The sequence below is a fragment of the Kitasatospora sp. GP30 genome, assembly GCF_029892145.1.
GTDB classification, from domain to species: Bacteria; Actinomycetota; Actinomycetes; order Streptomycetales; family Streptomycetaceae; genus Kitasatospora; species Kitasatospora acidiphila.
The window spans coordinates 18,806-31,653 of record NZ_JARZAH010000027.1; the positions used below are offsets into that span (position 1 = coordinate 18,806).

The 12,848-nt window shown below is 72.1% G+C and carries 13 protein-coding genes and 1 pseudogene; 6 read left to right on the forward strand and 8 right to left on the reverse strand.

What is annotated here, in order from left to right; genetic code table 11:
• Positions 1 to 264 precede the first annotated feature (264 nt).
• Positions 265 to 1,302, reverse strand: coding sequence for a cytochrome P450 (locus P3T35_RS28430; protein WP_280708299.1), 1,038 nt, complete (start codon positions 1,300 to 1,302; stop codon positions 265 to 267).
• Positions 1,303 to 1,841: 539 nt separating this feature from the next.
• Between P3T35_RS28430 and P3T35_RS28435 the strand changes: the two genes are divergently transcribed.
• From P3T35_RS28435 to P3T35_RS28450, 4 genes are all read left to right on the forward strand, one after another.
• Positions 1,842 to 2,336 (forward strand): archease, encoded by a 495-nt coding sequence (locus P3T35_RS28435; RefSeq protein ID WP_101378575.1) that lies wholly within the window; start codon positions 1,842 to 1,844, stop codon positions 2,334 to 2,336.
• A gap of 70 nt (positions 2,337 to 2,406) precedes the next feature.
• Positions 2,407 to 3,390: a CapA family protein gene (locus tag P3T35_RS28440; RefSeq protein ID WP_101378574.1), complete on the forward strand. Its 984-nt coding sequence runs from the start codon at positions 2,407 to 2,409 to the stop codon at positions 3,388 to 3,390.
• Positions 3,387 to 4,166, forward strand: coding sequence for an RtcB family protein (locus tag P3T35_RS28445; RefSeq protein ID WP_280708304.1), 780 nt, complete (start codon positions 3,387 to 3,389; stop codon positions 4,164 to 4,166). Before P3T35_RS28440 ends, P3T35_RS28445 begins: the two co-directional genes overlap by 4 nt.
• Complete coding sequence (locus P3T35_RS28450; RefSeq protein ID WP_280708352.1) at positions 4,072 to 4,824, forward strand: RtcB family protein; 753 nt, start codon at positions 4,072 to 4,074, stop codon at positions 4,822 to 4,824. Before P3T35_RS28445 ends, P3T35_RS28450 begins: the two co-directional genes overlap by 95 nt.
• 40 nt (positions 4,825 to 4,864) lie before the next feature.
• On the opposite strand, the gene P3T35_RS28455 is transcribed toward P3T35_RS28450, so the two are convergent.
• The 5 genes from P3T35_RS28455 to P3T35_RS28475 all read right to left on the reverse strand — a co-directional run bounded on the left by P3T35_RS28455 (position 4,865) and on the right by P3T35_RS28475 (position 8,357).
• On the reverse strand, positions 4,865 to 5,740 hold the full coding sequence (locus P3T35_RS28455; RefSeq protein ID WP_180356270.1) for a universal stress protein: 876 nt from the start codon (positions 5,738 to 5,740) through the stop codon (positions 4,865 to 4,867).
• Positions 5,741 to 5,778: 38 nt separating this feature from the next.
• Entirely contained in the window at positions 5,779 to 6,276 is a 498-nt protein-coding gene (locus P3T35_RS28460; protein WP_180356269.1) for a universal stress protein, read from the reverse strand.
• Between the two features lie 171 nt (positions 6,277 to 6,447).
• Positions 6,448 to 7,206, reverse strand: a complete 759-nt coding sequence (locus P3T35_RS28465) for a hypothetical protein (protein WP_101378571.1) — start codon at positions 7,204 to 7,206, stop codon at positions 6,448 to 6,450.
• Between the two features lie 158 nt (positions 7,207 to 7,364).
• Positions 7,365 to 7,973, reverse strand: a complete 609-nt coding sequence (locus tag P3T35_RS28470; RefSeq protein ID WP_101378570.1) for a GNAT family protein — start codon at positions 7,971 to 7,973, stop codon at positions 7,365 to 7,367.
• A 126-nt stretch (positions 7,974 to 8,099) separates the two neighbouring features.
• Positions 8,100 to 8,357: a dsRBD fold-containing protein gene (locus P3T35_RS28475; protein ID WP_101378569.1), complete on the reverse strand. Its 258-nt coding sequence runs from the start codon at positions 8,355 to 8,357 to the stop codon at positions 8,100 to 8,102.
• A 144-nt stretch (positions 8,358 to 8,501) separates the two neighbouring features.
• Here P3T35_RS28475 and P3T35_RS28480 point away from each other — a divergent pair.
• A pseudogene (locus tag P3T35_RS28480) lies at positions 8,502 to 8,933 on the forward strand (haloacid dehalogenase); the annotation flags it as partial.
• Between the two features lie 19 nt (positions 8,934 to 8,952).
• Here the strand turns inward: P3T35_RS28480 and P3T35_RS28485 are convergent.
• On the reverse strand, positions 8,953 to 9,921 hold the full coding sequence (locus P3T35_RS28485) for an ROK family protein (RefSeq protein ID WP_101384778.1): 969 nt from the start codon (positions 9,919 to 9,921) through the stop codon (positions 8,953 to 8,955).
• 119 nt (positions 9,922 to 10,040) lie between these two features.
• Between P3T35_RS28485 and P3T35_RS28490 the strand changes: the two genes are divergently transcribed.
• Positions 10,041 to 10,679, forward strand: coding sequence for a hypothetical protein (locus tag P3T35_RS28490; RefSeq protein WP_143676695.1), 639 nt, complete (start codon positions 10,041 to 10,043; stop codon positions 10,677 to 10,679).
• A gap of 131 nt (positions 10,680 to 10,810) precedes the next feature.
• Here the strand turns inward: P3T35_RS28490 and P3T35_RS28495 are convergent, their stop codons facing one another.
• The gene (locus P3T35_RS28495; RefSeq protein ID WP_101378567.1) at positions 10,811 to 12,778 is read right to left on the reverse strand and encodes an Ig domain-containing protein; all 1,968 of its coding nucleotides are present in this window, start codon (positions 12,776 to 12,778) and stop codon (positions 10,811 to 10,813) included.
• Between the last annotated feature and the right edge of the window lie 70 nt (positions 12,779 to 12,848).

The window sequence follows — 12,848 nt, forward strand, 5'->3', positions numbered from 1 at the left end:
GCCGTGAGGTGCTACCACTGCTCGGTGGGCCCATGCCCGCGGGTTCGCCGCGTGAGCCCACCGAGCCGAGGTGCGGCATCCGGGTCTTAGATCCAGAACCAGTTACGGGCCGGCTTCCGGTTGAGGACGCGGCGCAGTGCAGCAGCCATGGTGAGTCACCCCCCTTCAGTCATCGATCACGTGAGCCATCGCTGGTCACACCCAGAACCAGTTCCGGGCCGGCTTCCGGTTGAGGACGCGGCGCAGTGCAGCAGCCATGGTGAGTCACCTCCTGGCGGTTTCGTGGGCCTGCCTGAGAGTGCGATGGACGGTGAAGGGCCGAGGGGTGGCGCCCTCGACCATGACCGGGTGCGTGCCGCTGCCAGTGACGGTGATTCGGGCGTCGCTGGTGAGGGCGCTCAGTGCTTCGGTCATCAACACCTGGGCCACCGCCGCGCCGGCGCAGGTGAAAGGGCCTGCGCCGAACGGTATGTAGGGACCGCTCGGGTGCGGCTCCGCCCAGCGTTCGGGGCGGAACACGTCGTGGTCGGTCCAGCCTCCGTCGTCGTGCTGCAGGAGGTAAGGGCTGACCGAGAGGATGTCGCCCGCTGGGATCGGAATGCCGCCGAATTCAGTGGCGTGCGGGCAGGCGCGACCGATCATCCATACCATCGGACGGTGCCGAAGTGATTCGCGTACTATCCAGTCTTCCGGCCATGGCAGCGGGGAATCCGAAGTGTGGTGTGAAAAGGCCAGCAGAACCGACCATGCCAGCGAGGCACCGACGGGTGCCACGACCGATCGGTACATCGTCAGGAATACCTCGGCCACGGTCCGGTCCGCCAGATCACTCGGACACGCGCCGAGTACGGCGTCCAGCACATCACGGGGCTCACCCGGGCCGCTTTTACGGCGATATCCGACCTGCTCGGTGATCGCCGCGATGAACTTCGCGCGCAGTACCTCCGCGCGTGCCCGCCGCCACACGCCCGGCGCTTGGAACACCACGCCGCCGTGGACGGCCCTGTCCATCAGGCGCCGGGCGTGGGGTGGACTGTCCGGATGCAGCAGTAGATCCGCAAGCGCCCGGTACACGAGGTCGGTCGCGGTGTCCGGCCACCGGCTGGTGGTCGGTAGTCGGACCACCTCCGCCAGGAGCGCCTCGCGGTACTCCGATGTGTGGGCTCGCAGCAGGTTTCGCACCGCGTGGCCGACATCGACCTGCGCGGAACGGGTCGGCAGCAGGTCCCCGAAGAAGAGCGACCTATCGCCGTTGAACTCCGGGCTGCGCAGCAATGCGTGGGCGAGATCGGCGTCGCTCACACACCATCCGCCCCAAGGTAGCCGGAGCATGCCGTTCGAACCGCGGCGACGCAGTTCTCTGAGGTACGCGAAAGGATCGCGCCGAAGCTGGCGCTGGTAGCCCACCCCCACCGAACAACCCCCCGTTGAGTGTCCGCCATGCCCGACTCATTGAACCCGGACCTGGTAAGGCCGGCCCGGTTTCTGGTGCGTCAGGCGAAGCCACTGTAGTCGAGCCTTCGTCGAGTGGGAACAGTCGTGCCGGTCATGCATCGGATTCACGTTCGGTGGTGCCGCGGTCATTATTCGTGCACCTTAATCCGGTGTGTCGAGCTGGTGATGATGAGATTCACGATGTGGTCGTTTGTCGGGTCGAGGGCTGGGTAGGATCGAAATTCGTTGCGATCGCCTCGCCGCAGGCCGTGCCGGAAATGCGCGATGTGAACCGGGCAACCGATCAAGGCCGTCATCGGCGCCGACCCGCCCACCCCGATCGCGTTGGCCGGGTCGGCGCAGCAGGATGGAAGCACGGGCCCGAACCGGCAAGGAGGGCCCGGGAGATGCGCGGACAGCCAGCTTCGCGCACGCGACGTGAGGGGGCGCTGCCGGTGACCGGGCAGCAGCGCTCAGCCAGCGGCCACCGAACCCTGGCGCACACGGCCGACCTGCGGGTGGAGGCGTGGTCGCCGACCGTGGCGGGCTGCATCACGCAGGCGGTGCGCGCGGTGGTCGACGGCTTCGCCGACACCTCGGCGGCCCGGCCCGTCGGCGAGCGGGCGTGCGAGGTCACTGCGGCGGCGGACGAGGACCTGCTGGTGGCCGTCCTGGAGGAGGTCGTCTACCGGATGGACGCCGACGGCGAGATACCGCTCGACACGGAGGTGCTCGCGATCCGGGACACGGCGGCCGGCCGGGTGCTGTCGGTGCGCTTCCGGATGGCGGACGCCGACACCGCCGAGCCGGTCGGCGCGGTGCCGAAGGCCGTCTCGCTGCACGGCCTCCGGCTGCGCGGCGGCCCCGACGGCTGGACCTGCCGGGTGACCGTCGACGTCTGACCGGCGCGGGCGGGAGCGGCGGCCTGGCACGAGTACGGAGCGGCGGCCCGGCGCGAGAGGGAGCGGAGGTATGGCGCTCACGGTGGCACTGGCAGGCGACACCATGCTCGGGCGCGGCGTCGCCGAGGAGCTGCGGCGCTCGCCGACACCGCAGACCCTGCTGGCCGCCGAGGTACGGCAGGCACTGGCGGCGGCCGACCTCGTGGTGCTCAACCTGGAGTGCTGCGTCTCCGACCGGGGCCGCCGCTGGCGGGACCCGCTCAAGCCGTTCTTCTTCCGCGCCCCGCCGGCCGCCGCGACCGTGCTCGCCGAGCTCGGGGTGGACTGCGTGACCCTGGCCAACAACCACGCCCTGGACTACGGATTCGACGCCCTGGCCGACACCCGGACCCTGCTGGAGCACGCCGGCGTCCGCGTGGTGGGCGCCGGGCGGGACGTCCGGGCGGCCCGGGAGTTCGCGGTCCTGGAGGCGGGCGGTGTGCGCCTGGCCGTGGTCGGCGCCACCGACCACCCGGAGGAGTTCGCGGCCGGCGAGCAGCGCCCCGGCGTCGCCTGGGCCGATCTGTACCGGGGCGTGCCGGACTGGCTCGGCCACTTGGTGGAGCGGGCCGCGCGGCAGGCCGACGCCGTGCTGGTCACGCCGCACTGGGGCCCCAACATGACCTCCCGCCCGCCGCGGCACGTGCGCGCGGCGGCGGCCGACCTGCTGGCCGCCGGAGCGACCCTGGTCGCCGGGCACTCCGCCCACGTGTTCCACGGCGTCGCCGACCGGATCCTCTACGACATGGGCGACTTCGTCGACGACTACGCCATCGACCCGGTCCTGCGCAACGACTTGAGCCTGCTGTTCCTGGTGACCCTGGGCGGGCCCGATCCCGCGCGCCCGGCCCCCGTCCGGCTGGAGGCGCTGCCCCTGTTCCTCGACTACTGCCACACCCGCCCGGCCCGGGGCGAGGAATGGGTGTGGATCCGCGAGCGGTTCACCACCGCCTGCGCCGAGTTCGGCACCCCGGTGGGTGAGCGTGCCGGACGGCTGACCATCGATTGGAGATGAGTGACGTGGAGATCAGGCTCGCCGAGGAGAGCGCGTACCGCTTCCGCATCGAGCGGCAGGACCTGATGCGAGTGCCGGGGGTGGTGTACGCGTCCAAGGAGCTGCTGCCGCAGGGGGAGGGGGACAAGGCACTGGAGCAGGTGGCCAATGTGGCGACCCTGCCCGGGATCGTGCGCGCCTCCTACGCCATGCCCGACGTGCACTGGGGCTACGGCTTCCCGATCGGCGGAGTGGCCGCCACCGACATCGGCCACGGCGGCGTCATCTCACCGGGCGGCGTCGGCTTCGACATCTCCTGCGGGGTGCGGCTGCTGGCCGCCGGCATCGACCGCGAGGAACTCGATCCCCGGCGGATGCACCGCCTGATGGACATCCTGGACGACACCACCCCGCGCGGCATGGGGCGCGGCGGCCTGTGGGAGCTGTCCGGCACCGAGGAGATGGACGAGCTGCTGGTCGGCGGGGCCCGGTACGCGGTGGAGCACGGCCACGGCGTGCCGCGCGACCTGGACCGCTGCGAGGACCTCGGCGTCCTGGAGGGCGCCGCCCCCGGGCAGGTCAGCAGCCGGGCCGTGGCACGGGGCCTGTACCAGGTCGGCAGCCTGGGCAGCGGCAACCACTTCCTTCGAGGTCCAAGCCGTCGACCAGCTCTTCGCCCCCGACACCGCGGCCGCCTTCGGGCTGCACGAAGGCCAGGTCTGCGTCATGATCCACTGCGGCTCGCGGGGCCTCGGCCACCAGGTCTGCACCGACCACGTCCGCACCATGGAGCGTGACCTGCACCGCTACAAGATCTCCCTCCCGGACCGCCAACTCGCCTGCGTACCCGTCGACTCCGCACCCGGCCGTGCCTACCTCGGCGCCATGGCGGCCGCCGCCAACTACGGCCGCGCCAACCGGCAGTTGCTCTCCGAGGCCGCCCGCCGCGCCTTCGCCACCGCGGCCGGGGCGGGTCTGGAGCTGGTCTACGACATCTCCCACAACATGGCCAAGATCGAGACCCACCGGGTCGGCGGTGCCGAGCGGCAGCTCTGCGTCCACCGCAAGGGCGCCACCCGGGCCCTGCCGCCCGGCGATCCGAGCCTGCCGCCCGACCTCGCCGACGCCGGGCAGCCGGTGCTGGTCCCCGGCACCATGGGCACGGCCTCGTACGTGATGGTCGGCCTACCGGGCAACGACGCGTTCCACTCCGCCTGCCACGGCGCCGGCCGGGTCTGGAGCCGCCACCACGCGTTGCGCATGGTGCGCGGTGAGCGGCTCCGCGACCAGCTGGAGGCGGGCGGCATCGCGGTGCGCCCGGCTTCCTGGCGCGGTCTCGCGGAGGAGGCACCCGAGGCGTACAAGGACGTCGACGCGGTCGCCGCCGCCACCGAGGGTGCCGGGCTCGCACGGCTGGTCGCCCGCCTGGTACCACTGGGGGTCGTCAAGGGCTGACGCACCGCTGACCTGCCGCCCGGTCGTACGGCGCTCGCTGTCAGTCGCGGGGGTCGTGGGGGATGACGGCGACCGGGCAGACGGAGTGGTGGATGGCGGCGTGGGCCACCGAGCCGATCCGGGGCGCCGGGCCACTGCGGTATCCGCCGCGGCCGACGACCAGGAGCCGGGCCCCGACCGCGATGTCCACGACGGCGCGGGCCGGGCTCTCCTGGCTGAGGTGCTCCACGACGTGGACGTCCGGGTACTTCGCCCGCCACGGCAGCAGCGCGGCGCTCAGCGCCTGCCGGTCCACCTCGGGCGAGGACTCCGCCGGCGGGTGCTCCCGGGCGATCACCGGCCGGCGGCGGCTGGTGGCGTGCACGGCGAGCAGCGCGGCGTCGCGCCGCCGGGCGGCGTCGAAGGCGAAGTCCAAGGTGTTGTCGTACCCGGCCCGGAGACTGACGCCGACCGCGACGCCGCCGGGCGGTGCGGCCGGGATCCGGGTGCCGGACGGCTCCACATCCGTCCGGACCAGCACCACCGGGCGGTCGGCGTGGGCGACGGCGTACAGCGCTACGGAGCCGAGCAGGTAGCCGCTGACGGTCCCGAGCCCCTGCGAGCCGAGGACCACCAGCTCGGCGTCCTGGGCGGCCGACAGCAGGGCGTCGGGGGAATGGGCGGGCAGCACCTGGTTGATGAGCTGCAGGCCGGGATACTGCTGCCGCATGGCGTGCCTGGCCTCATGGAGCAGGCGCTCGGAGGCGGCGGCCTGCTGGTCCTCGCGGACGATCTGCTGGCCCGTCATCGGCGGCAGGATCCACAGGTGCAGCAGCCGCAGCGCCAGGGCCCGCCGCTGGGCCTCACGGGCGGCCCAGTGGGCGGCGGACAGGCTTTCGGGTGAGCCGTCGAGACCGACGACGATCTCGGGTCGCATGCTGGTTGCCCCACCTTCCTGGCGTGGGTTCGGACCGCTCATTTGCGGGTCGGCACGACGACGACCGGCAGATGGGCGTGGTGGACGACCTCGGTGCTGGTCGAGCCGAGCGCGAGGCGGCCCCAGGCACCGGTACCACGGGAACCCACCACCAGCAGGCTCGCATCCTGGCTCTCGTCCAGCAGGACCTGTGCGGGACGGCCGCGGTCGCAGCGGACCTCGACCTCCACGAACGGCTCGCCGACCTGCCGGCGCAGTTCCTCGACCGAGTCGGTCGTCTCGCGCGTCACGATGTCGTGTTGGTGCGCGGGCAGGTTTCCGGTAGCGCTGGGCCACGCGATCCGCTCCATGCCGTGCTGGGCGGTGCGGCTGGTGCCGTGGGTGCGGCCGGAACCGTAGGCGCAGACCGCGCGCACGCTGGTGCCGCGCAGCTGCGCCTCGCGCAGGGCGAAGAGCACGGCTTGGCGGGCCGACTCCGAGCCGTCCGTGCCGACCACGATCGGACCGGTGGATGCCTGCGGGTGAGTGTCGCTCATGGGGACCTCCAGCGACGTGCTGCCGGTGGGCGAGGCGGGCTCGGCACACCCGAGCCGGTCCGGCGGGTGCGGCCGCCGGACCGTGCTCTGCTGTTCATGGTCCTCTCCTACCGGCCGGTTCGCGCGTGCCCACGGTACGGGGAGCATGGCCGGCTTGCCGCGATCAGCGGCTCAGCCGCTCAGTCCCCGCACCTCCATCGTGGCGAGGTCCTGCACCTTCGGCATCCCGCCCTGGTGGCTGTCGCCGGTGACGAACAGCACCCGGTCGCCGACCCGGACGATGATCGACTCCATCCGCTGCACGATCGCGTTCGGCCCCGGCGTGCACTTGAGGTCGATGGCCTCATCGCCGAGCCCGGACAGCGGGTCGGCGGTCACCGTCATGGTGGTCTGGCTGCCCGCGTACACGTCGAAGGAGGAGCAGCGGTCCGCGAAGTCCCGGATATCGCCGAGGAGCTTCTTGGCGTCGCCGGGCTGGTAGGCGGCGATGAAGTCGTCGACCACGGGGTGGAAGACGCTGTCGCTGGGGGCGTCGTCGCTCTCCCTGGCCCAGGCGGTCCGGAAGTCGGTGGACAGGTTGAAGCCCTTGGCGTCCACCAGGAACGAGCAGTCCTTGCCGGGCAGTTCGGCCGCGGCGGGGGCCGACGCGGGCCCGCCGTCCTCCAGGCTCTTGAGCTCCGGCGTCCAGTCGGCCGGCCGGTTCTGGTACTGGCAGACCGGCAGCAGGGCCCGCAGGTCATGGCCGTTCACCGTGCCGCCGGGCGCCGGTGAACCCGACGGGCAGTCAGGCGGGGTGTAGGACGGGAGGGCGTCGGTCGGCGAGGCCGACGGGGTGGGCACGACGGCGACCGCCGTGGTCGGCATCCCGCTGCCGTCCACCACCGGTCTGCCCTCGTCGGACGAGCAGCCGCTCGCCCCCAAGACCACCATGAGCACTACCCCGACCGCACCCGGCATCCATCCCGCTCGCACTGGAACCCTCCCTGAAAATGGCGGAGTTGGCATTCTGCCATGCGGGTCGGACGATTCTGGCGGACCTCTTATCGGACGGGGCCGGCCGGACGGGGCGTCTCGGACCGGCGGGGGCGTCAGCTCACCCGGGCGGCGCGCAGCCGCTCACGCGAGGCGAGGAACTCGGCGCGCTGCTCGCTCGCCAGCCACTCCTCGGCCAGCAGCGACCAGACCTCCTTGTTCTGCCGGACGCCGTTGTGGGGGTAGCGGGAGCGGAGCACGCCGTCCAGGCTCATCCCGGCCCGCTCGGCGACCGCCCGGCTGCGGGTGTTCTCCGGGCTGCTCCGCCACTCGACGATCGGCATGCCGCGCTCCACCAGGGCGTACTCGATCAGGTGCCGCACTCCGGCGGAGATCAGCCCGAGCCCCTCGCCGGCCGGCTCCGCCCAGACCCCGATCTCGGCGATCCCGTGCGCGGTGTCGAAGTGCGGGAACATCACCCCGCCCACCAGGGTGCCGTCCAGCCAGATGCCGTAGATCCGCGCGGTGTCCGCGGCGGCGCGGTCGGCGTACCGCTGCAGGGTGGCGCGGGCGGAGTCAAGGTCGGTGCTGTGCGAGGCGAAGCCGATGAACTGGTCCACGCTGACCCGGCCCCGGTCCATGTGCGCGAGGAACTCCTCGGCGTGGTGCGGCTCCAGCGGGCGGAGCTCGGCGGGGAGGGTCTCGGACAGCGGTATGGCGAACACCAGGGCTCCTTGGGGCGCGACTATGCATAACAAACGTTTGGTACGCATGAGGAGCCTAGCGCGCGCCAGGGCTTTCCGGGAGAGCGGGGCGCTCTCAGATGACCGGGGCGTTCACTCCGGGGTGGGCTACTCCCGGGCGGCCGGGTCGTTGCCGGTCGCCTCCGCCGTGCCGGCGCGGAGCAGCTGGTGGCCCAGCTCCACCAGGGCCCGGCCGGCGGCGAACTCGTCGCCGATCTGCGGCACCCGGGCGTCCAGCGGATTGCGGCGCGCGCTGCTGATGGTCTCCAGCACTCCCTCGCCGGTGTCCAGCACGGCGTGCACCGTGGTGAGGTCCCCGTCCTCGGTGAGCTCCAGCCGCAGCTGCCACTCCTTGGTACGAACCATGCCGACCAGCCTCCTAGACGCCCGTCTCCCATCCTGCGCCCGCCCGGGCCGCCCCGCCGAGCGCGCCGTACTCCGGCTGTGGGGGCGTGGCATCATGGGCCGACACTGACGGATGATCATGTAATCGGTGCGGTCTTCTTCGATGTGGACGGCACGCTGGTGCCTGGGACCAGCTCCTCCGTCCATCTCGCGGGATCCCTCGGGCATCGTGCCGAGCCGGCGGCTGCCGAGGACGCCTATGCGGCCGGCACGGTGGACAACCGGCAGGTCTCCGAGCTGGACGCGGCGGGCTGGACCGGTGCGACCGAGGTCCGGGTGCGCGGACTGCTGGACGAATTGCCGCTGGTCACGGGCATGGCGGAGACCGTCGCCTGGTGCCGCGACCGCCGCCTGGTGCCGGTGCTCGCGACCCTCGCCTGGTCACCGGTCGGCGGTTACCCGGCCGAGCGGTTCGGGTTCCAGGCGTTCAGCGGGCCGACCCTGGAGACGGTCGACGGCCGGTACACCGGTCGGGTCGCGACCCATTTCGACGAGTACGACAAGCGGGACTTCGCCCTGGCCCAGGCCCGCGCCCTGGGGCTGGACCGGCGCTCGGTCACTGGGTCGTGCCGAGCGCCAGCGCGGCCGCCCCGATCACCCCCGCGTCGGTGCCCAGCTGCGCGGGGGCCACCACCAGGCCACGGGTGTAGGAGAGCGTGGCGTAGTCGTCGAGGTGGCGCCGCAGCGGGGCGAAGAACAGCTCACCGGCCTGCGCGACGCCGCCGCCGATCACCGCCGCCTCCAGGTCGACCAGCGCGGCGGTGCCGGCGATGCCCACCGCCAGCGCCCGGGCCGCGCGATCGAAGGCGGCCAGGGCCGGCGGATCCCCGGCCCCGGCGGCCTGGGCGACGGCCACCGCGGAGTCGTCGCCGCCACTGGGCCGCCAGCCCGCCGCCCGGGCATGGCGGGCGATGGCGGTGCCGCTGGCCAGCCCTTCGAGGCAGCCGCGCGAACCGCAGGCGCACGGTTCGCCGTCCGGGTCGATGCTGATGTGGCCCAGGTGCCCGGCGTTGCCGCTCGGCCCCGGACGCACCTTGCCGTCCAGCACCAGCCCGGCGCCGACCCCGGTGGAGACCACGATGCAGAGTGCGTTGCGGTACGGCCGCGCGGCGCCGCGCCAGTGCTCGGCGGCCGCCATCGCGACGGCGTCGCCACCCAGCACCACCGGCCGGTCACCGATCGCGGGGTGCTTCAGCACCTGCTCGACCAGCGGGAAGTCGCGCCACCCGGGGATGTTGACGGGGCTGACGGTGCCGGACCGGATGTCCACCGGCCCAGCGCTGCCGACGCCGACGGCGGTGGCCCGGGACCACAGCGGGTGCTCGGCGAGCGCGTCCACGGCCCGGGCCACCGCGGCGAACACCGACTCCGCCGACTCCCGGGCAGGGGTGGGCACTTGGCAGCGGTGCAGCAGGGTGCCGTCCCGGTCGACGAGGCCGGCGGCGATCTTGGTGCCGCCGATGTCGACGGCCGCGGTCACGGCGGCTTCGCTGCGGCTCGGTCGGTGCACGGGGTGGCTGTCCATGATCTGGAGCATACGGGCCGGCGTTCGGCGCAGGGGAGAGGACCGCTCCGGCGAGCACAGGTTGTCAGCCGTCACCGCTAGCGTTCCCACTGCGACGTCCGAGAGTGGGGGAAACGATCGTGAGCTTCCTGGGAATGTGGGTGGTGGTCCCGTTGCCCGACCCGGTGGTGGCGGAGCTCGCGCCGGTGCTGAAGCCGGTCATAGCCGAGCGGCAAAACCTGCCGGAGACACGCGGGTTGTGGGAGCAGTGGGTTCAAGCGCCGGAGCTGGTCCGGGGGTTGTGGCGGCGGCGCCGGTCCGACGAACCGGTGTCGGAGGCCGCGAGTGAGGCGTTCATGGAACTGTCCAACGCCTGCCCGCTGGACGAGCACGTCGAGTTGCTCTACGACGCGATGAACCGGTCACCGAAGGAGTGGCACGACCTGGCGGTCTGCGCCGGATGCCGCAAGGGCTACCCGGCGGCGGCGCTGGCGCACGGCCTGGGCCCGGCCCGCTTCGCCATGCTGCCCGGCTGGTTCGGCGACTTCGTGCTCACCGCCGACGAAGTCCGCTCCGCCTTGCCGGCCGTCACCGCCGCCCTGGCCCTGGCGCCCGAGGAGCGCCGCGCCGCCGAGGAGCGCACCGTCGAGTGGCTCTGCGAGATGGGTGACGGTGACCCCCGCGAAGCGGACCTGATGCTGGACGGGCTGGTGCCGCTGTGGCGCGGGGCGGTGGAACGCGGGGCCGGACTGCTGGGCTGCATGATCATCCCGAGCTGATGCCGAGCCGGATGCGCGGCGACCGGTGGCTGGGCCGCGCTCCCGTGCACCGCGACCGGTGGCCCGGCCGCGCTCCCGGACTGGCGGTGGGTCTGCCCCCGGCCATGCGGCCGGGGGCAGACCCGGATGCCTCAGTAGAGCTTCACGGAGGCGTCGTCGATCAGGAACGCGGTCTTGCCACTGGTCTCATGGGCGACCAGCTTGATGCCGACCGTGGAGCCGAACTCCGGTGACACGAAGGGTGTCAGGTCCAGCTGCTGCAACTGGTAGCCGCTGGTGGTGTTCTGGTTGTTCCAAGTCCGCACGGTGCCGAGGTAGTTGCCGCTCCACTGGTCGTAGAGCTCCAGGGCGAGGGTGTCGACCGGCGGGCCGGCGGCGGCCGTGGTGCCCGGGGTGTTGCCGGTGATGTTCAGCCAGAAGGAGAGGTGCTCCTTGCTGTAGCCCGGGGTGGTCTCGACCCACTGGGTGATGGAGTCGTCGGTCGCGGTGTTCTGGCCCAGCCAGGCGTACTTCATCCCGCTGTGCGGCTGGTGCGCGCTGGACGGCGTGATGATGTTGTAGCCGGAGGCGTTCCAGACACCGTGGTCGCTGGTGCCGTTCTCGAAGCCGGCGTCGTTGAGCTGCTCGATCGCGGTGCAGCCGAGCTGCGGGCCCTTGAAGAAGCCGGCCTTGAAGGTCTGGCTCTGCGAATTGCCCTGGTCGTCCTGGCCGGTGACGGTGATGGACTTCCAACCCGTGCTGGTGGTGGTGCCGGTGATGTGGCCGGTGTCGGCGTTGATCTTCAGGCCGCTGGGCAGGCCCTTGGCGCTGTAGCGGATCGGGCGCCCGGCGGCGTCGGACGCCAGCACCGGGATGTCCACCGGCTTGCCGCTCGTCACGGTCTGCTCGCACGGCTGGGTCACCAGCAGCGGGGAGTTGGTGACCAGCGGGTCGTCGCCCATGCAGAGGTGGTCGTAGTTGGACCAGGTGGTCTGCACCGGGAAGTTGCCGGTGGACAGCTTCAGGTTGAACATCCCGCCGTTGGTGCCGACCGGGATCCAGGAGCACTTGTCGCCGTTCTCCTGGCCGGTGGCGTCCGTCCAGGCGCCGACGGCGTTCTGGTCGGTGATGGTCTCGGCGTACTCATGGCCGCCGATGATCCCGTAGCCGTCCAGGCGGCCGCGCGGACCGGGGTTGATCCAGTTGGTGCCGCACGGGCCGACGTCGGTCAGGTACGGCATCAGGGTGTAGGCCAAGGTGCCGGCCGAGGGGGTCCGCATGAAGGTGTGCCAGGCGCAGTAGCCCAACTCCTTCCACTTGTCGGAGTCCTCGCCCTGCGGGGTGTTGATGATGTACTGCACGTTGCGGTTCTGGTTCGGGTCGCCGTTGCCGAAGTGCTTTGCGGCGGCGAGCACTTCGGCCGCGATCTGCGGCTCGGTGGCGGCCTGCGGGGAGGGTGCCGCGTTGTCGTACCAGACGCCGGCCAGGGTCTGCCCGGCCTGCGGGAAGCCGACGTGGTTGGCGCCCGCCGGGCAGGAGTCGGAGCCGGGGGCGATGCCCTCGCAGTACTGGGTCATCACCTTGGACCAGGTGTCGGTGCTGCTGCCCAGGCCCTTGAAGAACTCCTGCTGGTAGGGCGCGGCCTGGTCGGGGTCACCGGTGAAGGTGGTGTCGCCGGTGGCCGGGTCGGCGCCCTTGGTACCCCACTGGCTGCCCCAGTAGATCAGGTAGACCTTGGGCGATCCGGTGGTGACACCGATGGAGTCCTGGCCGCCGCGGTAGGTCATCTGCAGGTCGTAGTTGTTGTGCGTGATGACCTTGCCGCTGGCGTTCGCCGCAGCCGTCTTGGCGGCCTTCTGCTTGGCGAAGGTGTCGGCGTTGGGCATCGCATTGGGGCGGGTGGCGCCGAGTTGCACCCAGGTGCCGTCGATCTGCTGCCAGCCCTCGGCGGCCGGGTGGGTGTCCGGGCTGGTGGCGGCCGTGGTGCTGCTCGCCGGGGTGGTCGGCTGCGGCTGCGCGCCGGCCGTACCGCTGAGCCCGGCGGTGGCGACACCTAAGGTGAGGCCGGTCAGCAGCAGTCGTTTCAGTGCGCTACCGGCGCGGGAGCGTGCTGTGGGCACAAGGGGGTCCTGACTCTCAGTGAAATGGGACGACGGCAGCCGTCGACGCGCGTTGTGCAGCGCAGCGGTC